Source organism: Bernardetia sp. MNP-M8, assembly GCF_037126285.1.
GTDB lineage: Bacteria > Bacteroidota > Bacteroidia > Cytophagales > Bernardetiaceae > Bernardetia.
In genome coordinates this window covers 2,571,452-2,593,931 of the sequence record NZ_CP147012.1, presented here as the reverse complement: position 1 = coordinate 2,593,931, position 22,480 = coordinate 2,571,452, and the positions used below count along the sequence as shown (strand labels likewise).

Below are 22,480 nucleotides of genomic sequence, written 5' to 3'. Positions count from 1 at the left end.
TTTCTGTTTTAAGAAAATCTCATCAAAAATAGTTTAACATTAAATGGCAAATCATAAATCAGCCCTCAAGCGTATTCGTGGAAATGAAGCTAAACGTCTTCGTAACCGTTACCAATTAAAAACTACTCGTACATTCATGAAGCGTTTGCGTGCAACTACTGATGCAGCAGAAGCAAAAGAATTACTTCCTAAAGTAATCGCAATGGTAGATAAATTAGCAAAACGCAATATCATTCACGATAGAAATGCTGCTAACAAAAAATCTAAATTGATGAAATATGTAAACACTTTGTCTGCATAATTTGTAGTAGAAATTTTAGTATTTCATTATAAAAAGGCAACTTTAATATTTTAAAGTTGCCTTTTTCTGTTTTAATTTGAAAATCCTCAACGACGCTTTTAAGCTCGTTGATGGTTGATATGTTTTATAAAATCAGCCGTCGTTGAGACTCAAATGAAACCGTCAACGAGGTTTCAATGTAGTAAAAATGTCTATCAAAAATCTCACTCTTACAGAACTAAAAGAAAAGTGCCAAGAACTTCGTCATTTTATCATCGAACATGTAGCACAAAATGGAGGGCATTTGGGTGCAACTTTGGGGGTAATTGAGCTTACTATTGCCCTTCATAAAGCCTTTTCTTTTTTGGGTACGGAACAATCTGACAAACTTGTTTGGGATGTTGGGCATCAAGCCTACGCACATAAAATTCTGACAAACAGAAAAAATAAGTTTCATACTATCAGAAAACATAATGGTCTTTCAGGTTTTCCTTCTATCAAAGAAAGCAAATTTGATGATTTTGGAACAGGACATTCTTCTACTTCTATTTCTGCTATTTTGGGAATGGCTGTGACTTCTCAATTTTCACAAGATGAAAGCATAAAAAACCGTTGGCATATTGCAGTTATTGGTGATGGTGCTTTTACGGCTGGTTTGCCTTTTGAGGCTTTGAATAATATACAAAATAACATAGAAAATGGCATTCAACCCAATGTTTTGATAATTCTTAATGACAATGGAATGTCTATTGATGAAAATGTTGGTACACTCAAAAGCCATTTTGAAGAGCTTTCAAAACAGAAATGGAAAAAAGAAAATTCAGAAAATACATTTGCTATTCCTTCTATATTTGAGTTTTTTGGAGGAAATTTTCATGGTTCTATAGATGGACATAATTTAGAAACATTACTTGATTTTTTTGATGAATTAAAGCAAAACACAAATCAGAATTTATATACAAATAAAGTTCATTTTCTTCATATCAAGACCATAAAAGGAAAAGGAATTATTGAAAATGCTAATTCAGAATTAGAATCGAAATATAATTCGTGGCATGCTCCAGCCAAATTTGAAACCAAAACAGGTCAGCTTATCAAATCAGAGTCCTCAACTAAAAAGTCATTTCTCAAATTTCAAGATGTTTTTGGTAAAACAATTACACAATTAGCCAAACAAAACTCTAAAATTATTGCTGTTACTCCTGCTATGGCATCAGGTAGTTCACTTTTAGAGATGCAAAAAGAATTTCCTAATCGTATTTTTGATGTTGGAATTGCAGAACAACATGCTGTTACTTTTTCGGCAGGGTTGGCTACTCAAAAAATGACTCCTTTTTGTGTCATTTACTCTACTTTTTTGCAGCGCAGTTATGACCAAATTATTCATGATGTTTGTGTACAAGAACTCAAAGTAATTTTTTGTATTGATAGAGCAGGCTTAGTGGGAGCAGATGGAGCAACACATCAAGGAGTTTATGATATTGCTTTTTTGCGTGCTATTCCAAATCTTGTTTTGGCTGCACCAATGGACGAAATAGAGTTTCAAAAAATGCTTTTTGCTGCCCAATTAGAAAAAAACAAAACTTCTTTTGCAATTCGTTATCCTCGTGGAGAAGGCTTTTTAGTAGAAAATAATGATACGAGTAAAGAAAAATTATTGTCAATTAATGAATTAGAAGAATCAGAAAACAAAATAGAAATAGGAAAAGCCAAAAGTATAAAAAAAGCCAATAATCAAACTCAAATTGTAATCCTTTCTTACGGAATTACAGGAAATTTTGCCAAAGAAGCTATTGAAGTTTTAGAAAATAATCAAGACTTTCAAAATAAAATAGCTCATTATGATATGCGTTTTTGTAAACCTTTAGATGAAGATATTTTACATCATATTTTGGGATTTGAGAATATAAAAAACATAATAACAATAGAAGATGGAAGTAAAATAGGAGGTTTTGGAGGTGCTATCTTAGAGTTTTTGAATAAAAACAACTATTTACAACGCCTTGATAAAGTAGAAATTTTAGGTGTTCCAGATTCTATTATTTCCCAAGCAACCCAGCAAGAACAATATAACTTCTGTGGAATAAGCACTGAAAGTATAATAAATATAATCAGCCTTTATATTTGATTTAACTACATAAATCAAAATTATATTCTGTTTTATCTAAAAATACTTGCATTAAATAGTAAAAAACAGTATCTTAACTTAAGTAATTTAAACAAACTAAAACTTAAATTTTTACAAGAATAGAATCAGTGCTTTTCACACTATTTTTATTTGCTGAAAAATACTTCCCCAATTTAGATTTTGTTTAGAGTAAAGAATACTTCCCCTTATTTTGATCAATTTAACTCACTATTTTCTAATGGTGATATCAATATGTATTTTAAATAAACAGAAGATAAAACTATGACCACTTACGAAGAATTAGAAAATTGCCAAAATCAGCTTCAGTCTTTAGTGGATGCCCTTGATAGAAGTGCTATTGTTTCAATAGCTGATAAACAAGGAAAAATTACCAAAATCAATGATGAGTTTTGTCGTATTTCTCAATACACAGAAAAGGAACTTTTAGGAAAAGACCACAGAATTGTAAACTCTGGACATCATACAAAAGAGTTTTGGAAGGAAATGTGGAGAGATATTTCTAGAGGGAAAACATGGAGAGCTGAAGTAAAAAATAAAGCCAAAGATGGTTCTTTTTATTGGGTAGATACAGTCATTAATCCAATGTTTGATGAAAATAAAAAAATTACGAGTTATTTATCTATTCGTTATCTTATTACAGATAGAAAAAAAGCTGAAGCTGATATAGCAATTCAAAAAGAACAATTAGAGGAATCAAATCTAATTATCAATTCTCAACTAGAAGCCATTAGTACAAGTTTTGGGTATGTAGAATTTAATTTAGAAAGAAAAATAACGAAAGTAAATCCAATTTTTGCTAAGTGGACAGAGCTTTCTGATAGTGAGCTTATCGGACTTTCACACAAAGAACTTCTACCTCAAGATGAAGAAACTGAAAATTATTTCAAAAACCTTTGGAAGCAATTAGAAGAAGGAAAAACAGTAAGTGGAGTATTTAAACGAAAAACTAAATCTGATAAAAATCTATGGATTTTTGGTGCATATTGTCCAGTCAAAAATGATAGAGGAGAAGTTATTAGAGTAATAAAAATTGCTTCTAATTACAATGCTCAAAAAGAAGCTGAAAATGAAATTCAACAACAACAAGAAGAACTACAAGCAACAGAAGAAGAACTAAGACAAAACTTAGAAGAGTTAAATGCTACACAAGAGCAATTACAAGAAACTTTTTTGCTTAATCAATCTCAATTAGAAGCTATCAGTACTAGTTTTGGATATGTAGAATTTAATTTGGATAGAAAAATCGTAAAAGTAAATCCAATTTTTGCTAATTGGACAGAGTTTTCTGATAGTGAGCTTATCGGACTTTCACACAAAGAGCTACTACCACAAGATGAAGAAACAGAAACCTATTTCAAAAACCTTTGGAAACAATTAGAAGAAGGAAAAACTGTAAATGGAGTATTTAAGCGAAAAACTAAATCTGATAAAAATTTATGGGTCTTTGGGGCATATTGTCCAGTCAAAAATGACAGAGGTGAAGTTATTAGAGTAATCAAAATTGCTTCTAATTACAATGCTCAAAAAGAAGCTGAAAATGAAATTCAACAGCAACAAGAAGAACTGCAAGCAACAGAAGAAGAACTAAGACAAAACTTAGAAGAGTTAAATGCTACACAAGAACAATTACAAGACACTTTTTTATTAAATAAATCTCAATTAGATGCCATCAGTACCAGTTTTGGGTATGTAGAATTTAATTTAGAAAGGAAAATAATTAAAGTAAATCCAATTTTTGCTAATTGGACAGAGTTTTCTGATAGTGAGCTTATCGGACTTTCACACAAAGAACTACTACCTCAAGATGATGAAACTGAAAGTTATTTCAAAAATCTTTGGAAACAATTAGAAGAAGGAAAAACAGTAAGTGGAGTTTTCAGACGAAAAACCAAATCTGATAAAGACTTATGGATTTTTGGAGCATATTGTCCTGTCAAAAATGAAAAAGGAAAAGTAATTAGAGTAATCAAAATTGCTTCTAATTATAATACTCAAAAAGAAGCTGAAATTGAAATCCAAGCACAACGAGAAGAACTACAAGCAACAGAAGAAGAATTAAGACAAAATTTGGAAGAGTTAAATGCTACACAAGAGCAATTACAAGAAACTTTCTTATTAAATAAATCTCAATTAGATGCTATCAGTACCAGTTTTGGGTATGTAGAATTTAATTTAGAAAGGAAAATAATTAAAGTAAATCCAATTTTTGCTGAATGGACCGAATTTGATCAAGGTGAGCTTATCGGACTTTCTCATAAAAAACTTTTGCCTCAAGACGAGCAAACAGAAATATATTTTAAAGACCTTTGGGACAAACTAAAAAAAGGAAAAACAGTAAGTGGAGTTTTCAGACGAAAAACCAAATCTGATAAAGATTTGTGGGTTTTTGGTGCATATTGTCCTGTAACAAATGACAAAGGAGAAGTAATTAGAGTAATCAAAATTGCTACAAATTACAATGCCCAAAAACAAAATGAAAATGAAATTCAAGCGCAACAAGAAGAACTTCAAGCAACAGAAGAGGAACTGAGACAAAACTTAGAGGAATTGAATGCAACTCAAGAGCAACTTCAGGAACAAAAAATAAAAATTGAAGAAGAAGGCATTTATAGAAAAGCAATTTTAGAAAATGCTCCAATGATGCTCATAGCAATTGATTTGAAAGGTACAATTACTAGTTTTAATTCGCTTGCAGAAAAATTATTAGAATACGAAGCTGAAAAAGTAGTAGGAAAAGTTTCTCCTATTATTTTCCATGATATGGATGAAATAAAAGCCTATGCAAAAGAACTTTCAGAAGAATTAGATGAAATTATTCCAGTAGGTTTTGATGTTCTGACAGCAAAAGCAAAACGTAATCTGCCCACAGCAAAAGAATGGACATATATTTCTAAAAATGGAAAAATATTTCCAGTAGAATTACATATAAGTAGCATCAAAAATGACAAAACAGGAGAGACAATCGGCTATCTTGCTATGGCTCAAGATATTACAGACAGAAAAGAAGCAGATAAAGAACTTCGAAAGCTCTCTGTTGTGGCACGAGAAACAAGTAATGCCATTGTTATTACAGATGCAGAAGGTTATACAACTTGGGTAAATGAAGGTTTTACTAGAACAACAGGTTACACACTTCCTGAGATTATAGGCAAAAAACCTGGAAAGTTGTTGCAAGGAAAAGAAACTAACTTTGAACATGTTTTAGCGATTCGTGAAGGTTTAAAATCTAAGAAACCATTTACACAAGAAATTCTAAATTATGACAAAATGGGCAAAAAATATTGGTTAGAACTCAATATTACTCCTGTCATAGATGAATTTACAGGCGAAATAACTCAGTTTATTGGTATTGAAACTGATGTTACCAAACGCAAAAAAGATGAAGAAGATTTGAAACGTCTTTCTGTTGTGGCAAGCGAAACTAGTAATGCTGTGGTTATTACAGATGCTCAAGGTTATATTATTTGGGTAAATGACGGGTTTTTGAAAATCACAGAATACTCTCTCACTGAAGTAATCGGCAAAAAACCAGGTGCGCTTCTACAAGGAAAAGAAACCAAAAGAGAACATGTTTTAGCAATTCGTGAAGGTTTAAAATCTAAGAAACCATTTACACAAGAAATTCTAAATTATTCTAAATATGGAAAAGAATATTGGTTAGAAATCAGTATTACTCCTGTCTTTGATGAAAAAACAGGAGAAGTAGTTCAGTTTGTGGGAGTTGAAACAGATATAACAGTCCGAAAAGAAGCCGAACAGCTTATTTTAGAAAAAAATAAAATGCTCCAAACCTCAGAAGAAGAGCTACGTCAAAACTTTGAAGAACTGCAAACTACACAAGAAGAACTGCAAAGACAAAAAATAGAAGTAGAACGAGCATTGAGAGAACTAAAAAGTACGCAAAGTCAGCTTATTCATAGTGAAAAAATGGCTACATTAGGACAATTGGTGGCAAATATTGCACACGAAATAAATACACCTTTGGGCGCTATTCGTTCGTCGGCTGGAGGAATTGAACAAACGCTTACCGAAACTCTACCTGTTTTACCTGAATTTTTGAGTGCCTTACCACCAAATGACCTCAAAATATTTAATAAAGCAGTTAAGTTTTCTGCAGAAAATAACATTTCACTTTCTTCAAGAGAACAAAGAACATTGAAGTATGATTTGATAGATAAACTTGACTCTTATAAAAATGTCCAATATAATAACCGTTTTGCTGACTTGCTTGTCGATAGTGGTATTTATAAGGATGATAAAATGGTAAATAATATACTAGCCTCCAAAAAGCCTTATGAGTTACTTCAAACGATATATCATATATCATCAATAATTAGAAGTAATCAGACTATTCAAATGGCAACAGAAAGAGCTTCAAAAATTATTTTTGCGCTCAAAAATTTTTCACGTCAAGACCAAAACGGTGTAAAACAAAAAACAGATGTAAATAAAAGCATCGAAAACACCCTTGTTTTATATCAAAATCAGATAAAACACGGTATTGATATGCAAAAAGAATTTAATGATATTCCTGAAATAATGGGATTTCCTGATGAACTTGTGCAAGTATGGACTAATCTTATTCACAATGCTATACAAGCTATGAAAAATCAAGGTACACTTATTTTGAAAACAAGGAGAAAGGGAACAAACATTCTAGTAAGTATTGGCGATACGGGTACAGGTATTCCAAAAGAAGCTCAAGAACATATTTTTGATGCTTTCTTTACAACCAAAAAAGCAGGAGAAGGAAGTGGACTTGGATTAGATATTGTCAAGAAAATAATTAACAAACACAATGGTAATATTTGGTTTGAGAGTAAAGAAGGAGAAGGAACAACATTTTTTGTCGAAATTCCTTTGTAAAAAATAAAAAACAAAGAAAAACAACTCTGTTTTAGTAAAACTAAAATGAAGTTGTTTTCTGACCTTAAAGAATTAAGTCAAGAAGCTGGATTAACTACCACTTACTAATAATTAAAAATTTGCTACTTACTATATGAACTATTTAAAACAAGAATTCTATCAGATTCTAAAGTCTGATGAAGATTTTTTTGATTTCGTTCAACTAAATGCTTTTGATGGACTTTGGTTTTGGAATTTAGAAAAACCTAATGATAAATGGATAAATCCTAAGTTTTGCAATCTCTTAGGATACGAATATGAAGAATTACAAGGTAACCAAATTCAAAAAATTGTTCATCCTGAAGACGTAAAAAAAATAAATACTATTTTTTTGAGTTATAAAACGACAAACAGTTCTACTATCTATGAAAATGAAATACGATTTTTCCATAAAAATGGAACTACTTTGTGGGTAAAAATGAAAGCTCTTATTTTTGGAAGTCCTGAAGAAAATAATCATAGAGTAGTAGTAACACACACCAATACAACAACAAACCATCAACAAGAAGTTGAATTGATTCGTATCGTAAACAGATATGAATCTATGCTAAACCATAATAGTGTTTTTATTATCCGAACTGATTTAGAAGGAAAATATACCTATGTCAATAATCATTTTTGCGACCGATTGGGCTTAGATAAAAGAGAGATTATTGGACAAATTGCTGTGTCTGCAATTTTAGTAGAAGACCGTGAAAAATATATAGAGGCTGTTCATAAATGTTTTGCTTCTCCTAATGATTCTGTATTTGTTCATCTCAGAAAACCTATTTTTGATAGAAAAACTCAAAAAACAACTTCTCAGTACATATATTCTGATTGGGAATGTAAACTCATTCTCAATAAAGATGGAATAGCAGAAGAAATACAATGTATAGGCATAGAGGTGACTGATAAAGTAATGTCTGAAAAAGAAAAAGATATACAAACCAAAGAATTAATTCAAACACAAAAACTCCTCAATACGTGTAACTCGCATGCAAAGATTGGTATATGGAATCTAGATTTAAAAACAGGAATTGTGCAATGGGACAAAATAGCTAGAAATATACATGAAGTAGATAAAGATTTTGTAATACACAATAATGGAATTGAATTCTATCAAGAAAAAGACAAAGCACGCATAGAAAAAGTAGGTATGTTAGCTCTTACAGAAGGAAAAAAACCTGATGAAGAATTCGAAATTATTACTTACAAAGGAAATAAAAGATGGATAAGAGTAATAGGAATTCCAGTCATGGAAAATGGTAGTTGTATAGAGTTTTATGGTACTATACAAGATATTACTTCTCAAAAACAAGCTGAATTACAAATCAAAGAAAAGTTAAAAGAACTAGAAATTATACAAAAAGAATTAATACATACTCAACAAATTCTTAAAACTTGCAATGAAAATACAAGAGTTGGAGTTTGGGTGTTAGACTTAAAAACACGGCTTGTCAAATGGGATAAAATCATCAGAGAAATACATGAAGTAGATGAAAATTTTATAGTTGATGATAAAATTGGCATTTCTTTCTATAAAGACAAAGATCAAGAAAAAATTAAAAAAAATCTTGACTTGGCTCTTGAAAAGGGAATAAGTTATGATGACGAGTTCCAATTCGTAACTAATAAGGGAAACAAAAGGTGGGTTCGTTCTACAGGCGTACCTACTATGGAAAATGGAGTTTGTGTAGAGCTATACGGTACTTTTCAAGATATAACAGAGAAAAAAGAAATAGAAATTCAACTAAAAGAAAAAATATCACAACTAGAAGCTACACAGAATAAACTTATTCATACTCAAAAGTTATTAGATGCTTCTAATGAGGCTGCAAAAATAGGTACTTGGCAACTTAACCTAGATGATTTTACAACTACTTGGAATAAAGTCACTAAAGAAATACACCAAGTAGAAAATGATTTTGTTTCGAATGCTCAAAATGGAATAGAATTTTATAAAGAAGGATATAGCCGAGAAAAAATTACTGAGGTATTTAAAAAAGCTTTTGAAGAAGGAATGCCTTTTGACGAACAACTCATAATTATTACTGCAAAAGGAAATGAGAAATGGGTAAGAACTATTGGAATTCCTACATTTGAAAACAGAAAATGTATAGAAATGTATGGTACATTTCAAGATATAACAACTCAAAAAGAAGCTGAGCTAGAAATAAAAGAAAAAGTAGAAGAGTTACAAACTACTCAAAATCGACTTATTCATACTCAAAAATTATTAGATGCTTCCAATGAAGCTGCAAAAATAGGTACTTGGGAACTTAATATAGATGATTTTAGTACAAATGTTGATAAAATTACTAGACAGATTCATCAAGTAGATGATAATTTCCTTTGGAATGTTGATAATGCGATTCTTTTTTATAAAGAAGGATATAGCCGAGAAAAAATTACTGAGGTATTTAAAAAAGCCTTTGAAGAAGGAATTCCGTATGATGAACAACTTAAAATTGTTACTGCTAAAGGAAATGAAGTTTGGATAAGAACTATAGGAATACCTACACTTGAAAATGGAAAATGTGTCGAACTCTATGGTACTTTTCAAGATATAACAGCTCAAAAAGAAGCTGAGCTAGAGATAAAGCAAAAAATAGATGAATTAGAAATTACACAGCATCAACTTATTCATACTCAAAAATTATTAGATGCTTCTAATGAAGCTGCACAAATTGGAACTTGGGAGCTTGACCTAAATAATCAGTCTGTACTTTGGGATAAAGTAACTAAATCAATCCATGAAGTAGATACTAATTTTATTACTACAATTGAAAATGGAATAGAATTTTATACAGAGGGTTATAGCCGTGAGACAATAACTAATTTGTTTAAAAAAGCTGTAGAAGAAGGAATTCCTTTTGATAAAGAACTTAAAATCATTACAGCAAAAGGAAATAAAATTTGGGTAAGGGTAATTGGTGTACCTACATTTGAGAATGGAAAATGTGTTGAACTCTATGGTACAACTCAAAATATAGATAAGCAAAAAAGAAATGAAATTATTCTTCAACAAAAATTAGAAGAACTTGAAGTTTCTCAAAACCAACTCTTACATACTAGTAAACTTTTAGAAACTTGTAATGCCAATGCAGTAATTGGTGTTTGGGAATTTGATTTAGAAACTAGAGTTAATAAAGTAGACAAAATTATTCGACAAATACATGAAGTAGATAATAATTATGAATCTTCAATAGATCATGGATTAGAATCTTATCATGAAGAAGATAGAAAAGTGATTACTGATTCGTTTAATAATGCTATAAATAGTGGAATTTCATTTGACAAACAACTCAGAATAACTACACATAAAGGAAATAAAAAATGGGTACGAGTAATCGGAATTCCTAAAATAGAGCAAGGAAAAACAATCGAACTATATGGACTGCTTCAAGATATAACGCTTCAAAAAAATGCTGAAACTCAGCTTAAAGAAAAAGTAAATGAACTAGAAAAAGCAAAACAAGAAATTCAACAGATTCAATCAAAACTGAGCCTAATCCTAGAAAAAACAGGTGTTGGATTGTGGGAGCTGAATCTAACAACTGGAGAAACTTTTTGGGATGAACAATCCTATAAATTATTTCACGAAACAAAAGATAGTTTTACACCTGAAAAATGGCAAGAAAAAATATATCCTGAAGATTTGATAAATGTGCTAAAAAGTATTGATGATTTAACAAAAAATAATTCATCTATTTTTGATATTAAGTACAGAATGCTACACAAAGAAAATATTACTTGTTATTACCACTCTAAGGGTGTACTTATAAAGGAAAATAATCAAGCAAAATTAGTAGGTACTGTACAAGATATAACCAAACAAAAAGAGGCGAAAATTCAACTCAAAGAAAAATTAAATGAACTAGAAAAAGCAAAACAAGAAACTCAAAAAATTCAAAATAAACTTTCTACTACCTTAGAAAAAACAGGTATCGGAATATGGGAAGTTGATTTACTAACTGGTAGAACTTATTGGGATAAGCAAATCAGAAAAATGTTTGGTGTTAATGAATTTGAAGAAATCAATAATGAAATAGCATCATCCAAAATCCATAAAGATGACCTTGTAATAATGAACAAAATGTTGGAAAATTTAATTTTGGAAAAAATTCCAACCTATCACATGGCGTATAGAGTAAACCTTTCTTCTGAAACTATAAAATACTATGACTCTAAGGTTGTATTACTAAAAGATGAAGAGGGCAAATCTATCTCTGTTTTTGGGGTTACTCAAGATATTACTAAAGAAAAACAAGCAGAAGTTAAAATTCAACAAAAAGTAGAAGAATTAGAAATAGCAAAAAAAGAAACTCAAATTGCACAAAACAAACTTACTACAACCTTAGAAAAAACTGATATTGGATTGTGGGAAATAGATTTAGTTACTAATCAACCCTACTGGGACAAACAAACTAGAAAACTATTTGGTATTAACGTAGATACAAAAATAGATACTGAAATCACTTCCCTAAGAATTCATAAAGGAGACCTTGAACGAGTCAATCAAATGATTATAGATTTGATAACACAGAAAATTCCACAATATCATGCTATATATAGAACAGTACCTATTGAAGGAAAAATACGTTATCACGAAGCAAAAGCTACCCTAGTCAAAGATAAAGAAGGTAATCCTATATCAGTATGGGGAGTTACTCAAGATATTACTAGACAAAAAGAACATGAAAACATTATTGAAGAACAAAATCAAGATTTAGCTAAATCTGAGCAAGAACTCAGAAAAGGAATCAGAGAAATGTATCACTTACAGAAAGATTTAGAAACACAAAAACAACAGTTAGAACAGATTTTTGATGCTGTTCCTGCCATGATTTATCAGTTTAAGAGAGATAAAGAAGGGTATATTTCTTTTCCCTTAGTTAGTAAAGGCTCAGAATTTGTTTTGGGAGTTACACCTCAAGAAATGCAAAATAACTCATCTAATGATATTTTTGAATCTATACACCCTGAAGATTTGTTAGGCTTTCAATCTTCAGGAAAAAAATCGGCTGATACCATGCAAAAATGGGAATCCGAACTTCGCCTAATCAAAAATGAAAAAGAAGTTTGGATACATGCTACCTCCAAACCAACACGTATGGATGATGGAAGTATTTTATGGACTGGAATTATGCAAAATATTGATCAACTAAAACAAACCGAACTTAAAATACAAAAGCAGAACCAAGAACTTCAAGAAACACTAAACGAACTAAGAGAAACTCAATCACAGCTTATTCATAATGAAAAAATGACAACACTAGGGCAACTTGTTGCTAGTATTGCTCATGAAATAAATACACCTTTAGGCGCAATTCACTCCTCAGCAGGAACTATTTTCAAATTACTTAAAGATTCATTATCTAACTTACCTAAAATAATAAAAACACTTACTGAGCAACAATTAGAAGGTTTTAATATTTTGGTAGAAAAATCAATGGAGACAAACAAACTTTATTCTTCTAGAGAAAAAAGAGCTATAAAATACAAATTAATTGCTGAATTTGAAGATAGAAATATTTATCAAGCTGATAGAATTGCTGATATTTTAGTTGATACAGGATTGAACGAATACACAGAACTCTATGAACCCTTTTTAGAATTACCTAAGGCTGTAGAATTTTTTCATTCCATCTATGAAATATCTACAATTATGAAAAGTAATACAACTGTCAGAATTGCAACTGAAAAAGCTTCAAAAATTATTATTACTCTCAAAAATTTTTCTCGTCAAGATCATACAGGAGAAAAGAAACCTACTAGTATTAATGAAAGCTTAGAAAATACATTGATTTTATATCAAAATAAACTCAAATATGGAATTGAGGTAATTAGAGAAATGGAAGATTTGCCTTTAATAAATGCCTATGAAGACGAACTAGCACAAGTTTGGACAAACTTGCTTCATAATGCTATTCAAGCCATAGATACTAGCAAGAATAAGAAAGGCAAAATATATATGACTACCAAAAAGCAGGAAAATAAAATTCTTGTTTCAGTAAGAGATACAGGAAAAGGAGTGCCAGATGAAGTCAAACAAAAAATATTTGATGCTTTCTTTACTACCAAACCAGTAGGAGAAGGAAGTGGATTAGGACTTAATATTGTCAGAAAAATCATTGAAAAGCATGACGGCAAAATTTGGTTCGAAACCGAAAATATAGGTGAAAATACAGGTACGACTTTCTTTGTAGAACTACCTATAAAATAAATTCTCATCATAAATCTCAGTAAATTTCAACAAAAAAGCCTTTACAAAATGATTGTAAAGGCTTTTTCATAACTCTATTGCCGTTGTTGGTGTCTCACCAACGACATCATTACAAAATCTAAACTCCCAAAAGTAATCTTGAAGGATCTTCAATCAATTCTTTGATTCTGTAAAGGAAAGTTACAGATTCTTTTCCATCTACGATTCTGTGGTCATAAGAAAGAGCGATATACATAATTGGACGAATTTCTACTTTTCCATCAATCGCAACAGGACGCTCAACAATATTATGAAGTCCTAAAATAGCTGATTGAGGAGCATTAATGATTGGAGTAGAAAGCATTGAGCCAAAAATACCACCATTTGTGATAGTAAATGTTCCACCAGACATTTCGTCTATAGTAAGTTTTCCATCTCTAGCCTTTACAGCCAAACGAACCACTTCTTTTTCTACACCTGCAAAAGAAAGCTGTTCTGCATTACGAATAACAGGAACAACCAAACCACGAGGAGAAGAAACTGCAATCGAAACGTCAGCATAATTATGATATAATATCTCATCATTATTATCACCTGTAATTTGAGCATTTACCCCAGGAATTTCCATAAGTGCCATCGTTACAGCTTTTGTAAAGAAAGACATAAATCCTAAACCTACTTCATGCGTTTCCTTAAATTTATCTTTGTATTTTTTACGCATTTCCATAACAGCCGACATATCTACTTCATTAAAAGTAGTAAGCATTGCTGTTTGATTTTTTGCAGCTACCAAACGTTTGGCAATTGTTTTGCGAAGCGAAGACATACGTTCTACATTCGTACTACGGTCGCCTTGTGTTTCAGCACTTGATGGTGCTTTATCATCTTTCTTAGAAGATGCAGGAGCTTTTGGTTGAGAAGGAGCAGATGTAGAAGATGATTTTTGGGCATTTTGAGCATCTTCTTTTGTTATTCTGCCATCTCTTCCTGTTCCTTTTACATCTCTTGCATCAATTCCTTTTTCAGCTAACATTTTTGAAGCAGCAGGAGAAGCATGTCCTTTTGCATACCCTGAATCCTCACTAGAATACATATCACTATTTGGAGCATTTGATGCGCTTGTAGTTTCTTTACTTGAACTAGAAGAAGAACCACTTCCACCCATTTCGATTTTGGCAAAATCGTCTCCAATAGCAAGTGTAGAGCCTGCTTCTACCATGTGAAATACTTTTCCAGCTTTCTCAGCAGGAACTTCAAAGTTTGCTTTATCAGATTCTAATTCACAGATTGGGTCATCCAATTCTACTTCTTCGCCATCTTCTACAAGCCAGTTTGCCAATACTACTTCCGAAATAGATTCGCCTACTGTCGGAATTTTCATGATAAATGTCTCTGCTTTTGCTGTATCTTGTTTTGGAGTTTCTTTTGTTTCTGATTTGGTTTCTTCTTTAGTTTCGCTGCCATTTTCTCCCTCTTCGATTACACAAAGAAGTGCGCCTATTTCTAAAGTATCGCCAGCTTCTGCTTTGAACCTTATGATTCCATCAGCTTCAGCAGGAACTTCAAAAGTTGCTTTATCAGATTCTAATTCACAGATAAGGTCGTCCATTTCTACGTGGTCGCCGTCTTCTACAAGCCAGTTTGCGATGACTACTTCTGTGATAGATTCGCCAACAGTAGGTATTTTCATTTCTTTTGCCATATCGTATTAGGAGTTTTGTCGTTACAGTTTTTTTGGTTGTTTTCTCAGGTTTATCAAGAATTTATGTATAAAATTCAAAATAGACTACAATAGTTTAAATATACTTCAAAAATACTAAAAAATTGTGATAAATGATACCACTTGTATTTTGAAGTTTAGAGATGAAAATAAACTAGGCTCTAAATAATTCTTTTAACCAATCAACAAATAGTTGGCAGTTTTCTTCGTCAGTAGTCAAATAATTCACTGTAATGGCTTGTCCCATTGGAGTATATTTTTCTTGAAGAGCAAGCCATGCATGGATTCTAGTTTTTGATTTATGTGTTTCGCTATATCTGTTCAATCCTTGTTTTTCTATTTCTTCTAAATGCTTATCCACGAAAGGTAAAAGTTTATCGTCTTTGGGAATCAAAAATTGTATAAAATCTTCTACCATTCCATCAGTTTTATTGTTTGGCATTATCCAAATACCAATTCTTATTTCTTCAAAATCTTGAATAAAACCACTTTCAGAAATAGAATTGGGAAGTATAATATTTTCCTTAGCAAATTCTGTTTTGATACTTTGCCAACGACTTTGTAGCTGTGTATCTGCATCGACAACAATGCCTAATGTATGAATAGATGCTTGTTTCAAGCGAACTGAAATTTGAGAGATTAACTTTTCAATTCCTTGGCTATCTTCGACTTTGAAATTTTGTTTCAAATCAAATTTTCCACACAATGCCCAAATAACATTTTGGTCATCTTTTCCTTCGACAAGTAATTGTTGTGTTGTATTTTTCATTCAATTATCTTATTTCAATATTTTGGTCAGTAGCTATTTTTAATTCCTCTTTATCAAAATCTACTTGTACGATTTTGCCTTTTTTATTATCCAAACGAATTAATTTTCCTTCGTATTCTATTTCTGAATCATTCAATACATTTTCAAAACTACTGATACAATCGTTGCTATGTGTAGTCGCCAAAACTTGAATATTTAGTTTTTCAGATAGATAAAAAATAATTTTCCATAAATCCTCTTGTACACTATAATGTAATCCATTTTCGACCTCATCAATTAATAAATAGCCATTTTCAGCATTAAGTAAAGATAAAATAATAGTCAGAATACGATTTATTCCATCCCCCATACTTTCTAAAGGAACAATTTCTTCTGTATCAGAAAGTCGTACCATTGCTTTTCTACGATTGAAACCATCATCAACAAAGGCAATACGTTCTAATGTAGGCTCAATAATATGTAATGCTTCAATTACATACTTTTCTTTGTGTGTAAGTGATATTTTGTCAAATAATAAGCTATTTTGTGTATTAAAATTTATGTTACTTTCAACAAAATATAAAAAGTTGTTCTTTACTGTGGTAGAAGTGTTATGAAGAATATCTAGTAATTTCCGATTACCAAGTGGCAATACATTGTTAAAATTACTGTTACTATCTTTTACATTTCTAGCTAGAAACCATGCTTTTTCATAAGTCCTTTGCTCTTCTGTACTATTATATGCTTTTTCGAAAAGATAAAAGTCAATACTTTTATAACTGTTATTTCCTCTTGTTTGTATAGAAACTCTATTATTTTCATCAATATATCTATCCTTGAATAAGGAGCTAAGAATTTTAATATTATTTTCTGATGGAAAGCTATGAAAATTATCTATATCATATTTTACCCCACTATGTTGCATTGCAGTTTTAATAAAAAATTTATAAGAATCTTGACTAACCATAATTCCAAAAGCCTCTAATAAAGAAGTTTTACCTGTATTATTTTTTCCTGTAATTAAATTGATAGGTTTTAGATTTTTCAATTCTAACTCCTCTATATTCCTATAATTTTTGATAAAAATAGATTCTATCATAAGTAATTGTATTTTTAATTAAATTATTTTATACTCAATAGAAATTGGTTTTCGAAAATTGGACGTGAAAATTAGGGGCTAAAAGTGTTTCTAGCTCATCTTTATAATCAACGATATATTCAAAAAATGCAAGGACGTTAGTCCTAAATTTTTCAAATGTATTGTAGTATTCATAATCAATTATTTTCTTTCTCATCAACTTCCAAAGTCTTTCAATTAAGTTTAAATTAGGCGAGTAGGCAGGCAAGTAAATGAGTTCTATTTTAGAGCCATATACCCAGTCTTGCACCAAATAAGATTTGAAATAGGAGGCTTGGTCTAAGACCATATACACCTTGCTTTTATCTAAATACGCTGCTTCTACTTTATCTAAAAATTCTCTTACACTCTCTGAATCAACTGTTTCTGATTCACTAATGAGTATATCGCTTGGATTTTGAATGTTTACTGTACCTGTCAAATTTATGCGCTTTCTACCACTACTACTTTTAATTTCTCTTTCCTCTCCTGTTGGAATCCAAGCATAATTACTTCGGGTATTCCATTGAGGATGAACAGCATCTGCGTAGAGTAGAACAGCATTTTCTGAATCTAAACGCTCTATCAAAGCCTCTATATCTTCTATAAAGTGAGTTTGAAGTTCTTTATCAGCTTTAGCAGGAACTGTTTTTGTCTTTTTATAAGAAAAACCTAGACGTTTCATCAAACTAGGAAGACTTTTAGTAGCGTAATCAATACCTAAATTTTCTTTTATCCAATAAGCAATAGACTGGCAGTTTTTATGCAAGTGAGAACGAAGTTCTTTATCTAAATCTGCCAAATCAAAACTATCCAACTTACCCCAAAAACCTAAATAATTAGAAGAAATAAAACTAGAAAGACCACAGGAATTATAACTTTTTACATAATTATAAACACTACTTAAATCAACACCTAAAAGCTCTGACAACTCCTTTGCTGACTTACCTTGGTCAAGACCTAAAAGAACAGTACAACGAATATAGTCCTTCTTTCCTGAAGAACTTTTACGATAATCTTTTAAAATATCTCGTTCAGAAATACTAAGTTGAAAATTCATAAGCTAAAAATAATCAAAATTTAGATATTTTTGAAATCTAATTACGGATGAGTATATCAATCATTCTTAACAAATATACAAAAAATCCTTATTCCAGTTTGACAAAAATATTTCAGATTTTGAACAAAAAAATCAGACAACCTATAAAGATTATCTGATTTGGTTTTTCCTAAGGAATAGAAATTAAATAAATTGCTATTTTAATACTTTTAACTTTCTGATATTTAGCGATTTACATTCGTAATTGACTCTAAGAAACTACTCCATCCATTACATCACTCACTACATAATAACGAGGGTCATCAATCGAACGCTCAATTACTTCTTCAAATTTTGGATTTGCTTTGAGTAAAAGTGTAATACACTCTTCACTCAAATGCGTCAGTTTTACTTCTTTTCCTAAATCTAAATAACGATTTGCAACGCCTCTCAATGCTTCAATACCTGAATGGTCGCTTACTTTTGATTCTATAAAATCTATTTCTACTTTTTGTGGATCATTTTTTGGGTCAAATTTAGCACTAAAAGCCTGTGTAGAACCGAAAAATAAAGGGCCCCAAATTTCATATACTTTTGTTCCATTTTCTTTAATGTGTTTTCTAGCACGAATACGAGTTGCATTTTCCCAAGCAAAAACTAAAGCAGACATAATCACACCTACAAAAACAGCAATCGCCAAATCTTGCCACACCGTAACAGCCGAAACAGTAATCAAAACAATAGCATCAGAAACAGGAATCTTGTGTAAAATACGGAAACTACTCCAAGCAAAAGTACCAATGACAACCATAAACATAACACCAACAAGGGCAGCAATCGGAATTTGTTCGATAAGTGGCGCACCAAAAAGCACAAAACAAAGAAGTGCAATCGCAGCAACAACACCCGATAAACGACCACGACCACCAGACTCAACATTGATAATTGATTGTCCAATCATAGCACAACCACCCATTCCACCAAAAAGACCATTCAAAATATTTGCAGTTCCTTGAGCAACACATTCACGGTTTCCACTTCCTCTAGTTTCAGTCATTTCATCTAATAAATTCAATGTCATTAATGATTCTATCAGTCCAACAGCAGCCAAAAGAAAAGCAGTTGATAAAATAAGTGTCCAATGTTCTTTCATTGTATAGAAAAGCGTAAAAATCTGGTTTTGGAAAGTAGGCAAAGAACCTTCAATTCCTGTTGATTTTCCTCCACTTCCTTCGATTACAAATGATTTTACTGTACTTACTTCTATTCCTCCAAAAATTGTAATGGCAGCCACAACTACAATTGCTACCAAAGCAGAAGGAACTTTCTTGGTTAGTTTTGGCAGACCAAACATAATTCCCATCGTAAGAGCAACTAGAGCAATCATAATATACATATCATTTCCTTGTAACCATACTTTTTCAGCAGTACCTCCAACTGTTACAGTTTCTTTAAAAAAATCTATTTGTGCCATAAAAATCACAATTGCAAGACCATTAACAAAACCCATCATTACAGGATGAGGAATCAGACGGACAAATTTTCCCAAACGAAAAACACCAGCCAAAACTTGAAATATACCGACTAACAAAAGCGTAATAAAGAGCCATTGCACACCCAAATAATCAGCTTCCATTCCTAAAGTAGCTCCTACTTCATTTCCTTTCATAATCAAATGTGTACTAACAACAACGGCAGCCATCGCACCTGTTGCACCCGAAATCATCCCTGGTCGTCCTCCAAAAATCGCTGTAACAATGCCCATCATAAAAGCACCATACAAACCAATTATTGGGTCAATTCCTGCTACAAAAGCAAAAGCAATCGCTTCAGGAACAAGAGCTAGAGCAACTGTAAGTCCTGAAAGGATATCATCTTTGGGATTTTGTGTAAAGGTTTTAGAAAAATTTTGAGTAAAGTTTTGAAAAATTTGAGTCATCTTTTGAATTTATTTTGTAAAATTTTTATCTGTATTGTCTTTATTTGATTGTGTGTAATGTCTTTTTTTAATGAAGATGCAAAGGTACGATTTTAAATCTGGAGTAAGAGAATAGGGAATAAAAATTTCTTTTGAACCACAGAGGAAGAAGAGTTTAGGGAGAATGAAAAAATCCATTATCTATTTTTATAATAAATAATGGATTTTAAAACGATTTAAGGCTTTGACAGTCCTTTCAGAAGACTGTCAATAGTTGAAATGTTAAACTATTATCAGAGTATTTTGGATTAACAAAAAACTAATTACAAAGTTAATTTTCTATTTTAGTGTAAACAGATTTTATTTCTAGATTTGAATTTGAACCTTTTACAGTATACTCAGTATCAAATGAGGATTCATTTTTAAAAAAATATTTCCCATTGTGTAAATCTAATCTACAAACATGTTCAGTTCCTACAAAGCTATTTCCATCATCTAATGGAACAAGACTTTGAAATAATTCTCCTTTCGTTACGCCATCATTTAGTAAAATATGAATGGTATCATCTTCAAGTTGATAAATATATTTCCTTGTGAAATTTATCTTTTTAGAACTATTGGATAAAGAAAGAACTCCTGTTTCTTCATAATACAAAGAGTTATAGTCAGTTCTATCTAAAAAAGTAAACGATGCTTTTCCGTTAGCAAAATCTAGGGTACTTGTTGTAAGATTTTTTAATTTTCTATCAAACAACCAATTTCCTTCTAAGCTATTGAAGATTTCTTTTATAGATTTAATTGACATTTGACTATACTTTTACTGTATTTTCCTCATTTTTAAATGCCTGACGAGGTTTTATTTGCAAGATTTGGAATAATTCTTTGTCTGTTTTAGCATCTGGATTTGGAGTAGTCAAGAGTTTATCTCCTGCAAAAATAGAATTTGCACCAGCCAAGAAACAAAGAGCCTGTTCTTCAACGCTCATTCTGACACGACCAGCAGAAAGACGAACCATTGCTTTAGGCATAATAATACGTGCTGTCGCTATCATTCTGACCATTTCCCAAACCGAAACTTTTTCTTGTTCTTCCAAAGGCGTTCCTTCCACAGGTACAAGCGCATTTACAGGAACAGATTCTGGATGTTCTGGAAGTGTGGCAAGTGTGTGAAGCATTCCGATACGGTCTTCTTCTGCCTCTCCCATTCCGATAATTCCACCCGAACAAACCGAAATACCCGACTTACGAACATTCTCCAAGGTATCCAAACGATTCGAATAATCTCTCGTGCTGATGATTTTGTCGTAATATTCTTCGCTTGTATCTAAGTTGTGATTATAAGCGTAAAGTCCAGCTTCTTTTAGTTTTTGAGCTTGTTCTTCTGTAAGCATTCCTAATGTACAACAGACTTCTAAACCCATTCCATTGATTTCTTTTACAGCATCAACTACTCGGTCAAATTCTCTTCCGTTACGAACTTCTCTCCAAGCTGCGCCCATACAAAAGCGTGTACTGCCAGATTCTTTGGCTTCTTTTGCTTTTTCTACAATTTCTTGATTTTTCAACATTCTACTTGCTTCTACGTCGGTATGATAACGTGCAGCCTGTGGACAGTAAGCACAATCTTCTGGACAGCCTCCTGTTTTGACAGATAAAAGTGTACAAACTTGTACTTCTGATGTTTCGTGGAATTTTCTATGAACACTTGCGCCTTTATAAATGAGTTCTAAAACAGGTGTATTATAAATTTCGGCTATTTCTGCACGAGTCCAATTTGTTTTTATTAAGTGGTCTAATGGTGTTTCTGACATTTGCGTGTATTTTTATATGAATGATTTTTTAAATTTTATAGTATGAGAAATGAAAACCAATAAATTATTTTTTTATAAATCACAAACTATCGATAATAAATCATAATTGACTTCACAAAGCTATTGGTTGTCTCAACTGCTTTGATAAATCGTAATTTTTAATTAGCTACGCTGATTATTTCATAATTCATAATTGACTTCGTCGTCTTTCAGTTCGTAATTGTTTCTCAATTTACACAAAAATAGAAAAAACAATTTTCTAATCTTTCTTTCTATTCCAAAACCAATGAGAAAAGCTCACAAAACAGCATAAAATAAGGCAAGAAAAGAAGCTATTTATTCCTCATTAAAAATTTTACAAAAAAACAGCAAAATCTATAAGTCAAATTACGAAATCTCTAAAGATTGAAATATATAATTACGAAATACATAAACTTTAATTAATTTCATTGATAAATTTGCAACAAAAAAATCTTTTCCTTTACTTTGTATCATCAGAAAGGGAAAAACGTTACAAATTTCATAAAAAATAATTATCAAAGATAATCGCATTCTGAAATTAACTGATAACTGTTTTACTGATAACTGGTAACTGAAAATGTAGGG

Annotated in this window: 11 protein-coding genes; 4 read left to right on the top strand and 7 right to left on the bottom strand. The window is 31.3% G+C overall.

The annotated features are described in order from the left end of the window. The first annotated feature begins 43 nt into the window (after positions 1-43). From rpsT to V9L04_RS10680, 4 genes are all read left to right on the top strand, one after another. A complete protein-coding gene (rpsT, locus tag V9L04_RS10695; protein ID WP_338794130.1) occupies positions 44-301 on the top strand; it encodes a 30S ribosomal protein S20 in 258 nt (85 codons plus the stop codon). A 187-nt stretch (positions 302-488) separates the two neighbouring features. Continuing rightward, positions 489-2,408: a 1-deoxy-D-xylulose-5-phosphate synthase gene (locus V9L04_RS10690; RefSeq protein ID WP_338794129.1), complete on the top strand. Its 1,920-nt coding sequence runs from the start codon at positions 489-491 to the stop codon at positions 2,406-2,408. A 282-nt stretch (positions 2,409-2,690) separates the two neighbouring features. Then, complete coding sequence (locus tag V9L04_RS10685; protein ID WP_338794128.1) at positions 2,691-7,295, top strand: PAS domain-containing protein; 4,605 nt, start codon at positions 2,691-2,693, stop codon at positions 7,293-7,295. Positions 7,296-7,428: 133 nt separating this feature from the next. After that, positions 7,429-13,542 carry a PAS domain-containing protein gene (locus V9L04_RS10680; RefSeq protein WP_338794127.1) on the top strand — a complete coding sequence of 2,038 codons (6,114 nt, stop codon included), beginning with the start codon at positions 7,429-7,431 and terminating at the stop codon, positions 13,540-13,542. 118 nt (positions 13,543-13,660) lie between these two features. On the opposite strand, the gene odhB is transcribed toward V9L04_RS10680, so the two are convergent. The 7 genes from odhB to bioB all read right to left on the bottom strand — a co-directional run bounded on the left by odhB (position 13,661) and on the right by bioB (position 21,874). Next, positions 13,661-15,223, bottom strand: a complete 1,563-nt coding sequence (gene odhB, locus V9L04_RS10675; protein ID WP_338794125.1) for a 2-oxoglutarate dehydrogenase complex dihydrolipoyllysine-residue succinyltransferase — start codon at positions 15,221-15,223, stop codon at positions 13,661-13,663. Between the two features lie 172 nt (positions 15,224-15,395). After that, entirely contained in the window at positions 15,396-16,010 is a 615-nt protein-coding gene (locus V9L04_RS10670; protein WP_338794123.1) for a DUF3226 domain-containing protein, read from the bottom strand. Positions 16,011-16,014: 4 nt separating this feature from the next. After that, positions 16,015-17,088: an AAA family ATPase gene (locus tag V9L04_RS10665; protein ID WP_338794121.1), complete on the bottom strand. Its 1,074-nt coding sequence runs from the start codon at positions 17,086-17,088 to the stop codon at positions 16,015-16,017. 34 nt (positions 17,089-17,122) lie between these two features. After that, positions 17,123-18,166: an IS630 family transposase gene (locus tag V9L04_RS10660; protein ID WP_338790132.1), complete on the bottom strand. Its 1,044-nt coding sequence runs from the start codon at positions 18,164-18,166 to the stop codon at positions 17,123-17,125. Positions 18,167-18,416: 250 nt separating this feature from the next. Then, positions 18,417-20,084, bottom strand: a complete 1,668-nt coding sequence (locus V9L04_RS10655; RefSeq protein ID WP_338794119.1) for a SulP family inorganic anion transporter — start codon at positions 20,082-20,084, stop codon at positions 18,417-18,419. Between the two features lie 310 nt (positions 20,085-20,394). Continuing rightward, positions 20,395-20,868: a DUF6314 family protein gene (locus tag V9L04_RS10650; protein ID WP_338794117.1), complete on the bottom strand. Its 474-nt coding sequence runs from the start codon at positions 20,866-20,868 to the stop codon at positions 20,395-20,397. Positions 20,869-20,872: 4 nt separating this feature from the next. After that, positions 20,873-21,874 carry a biotin synthase BioB gene (bioB, locus tag V9L04_RS10645; protein WP_338794115.1) on the bottom strand — a complete coding sequence of 334 codons (1,002 nt, stop codon included), beginning with the start codon at positions 21,872-21,874 and terminating at the stop codon, positions 20,873-20,875. Positions 21,875-22,480 lie beyond the last annotated feature (606 nt).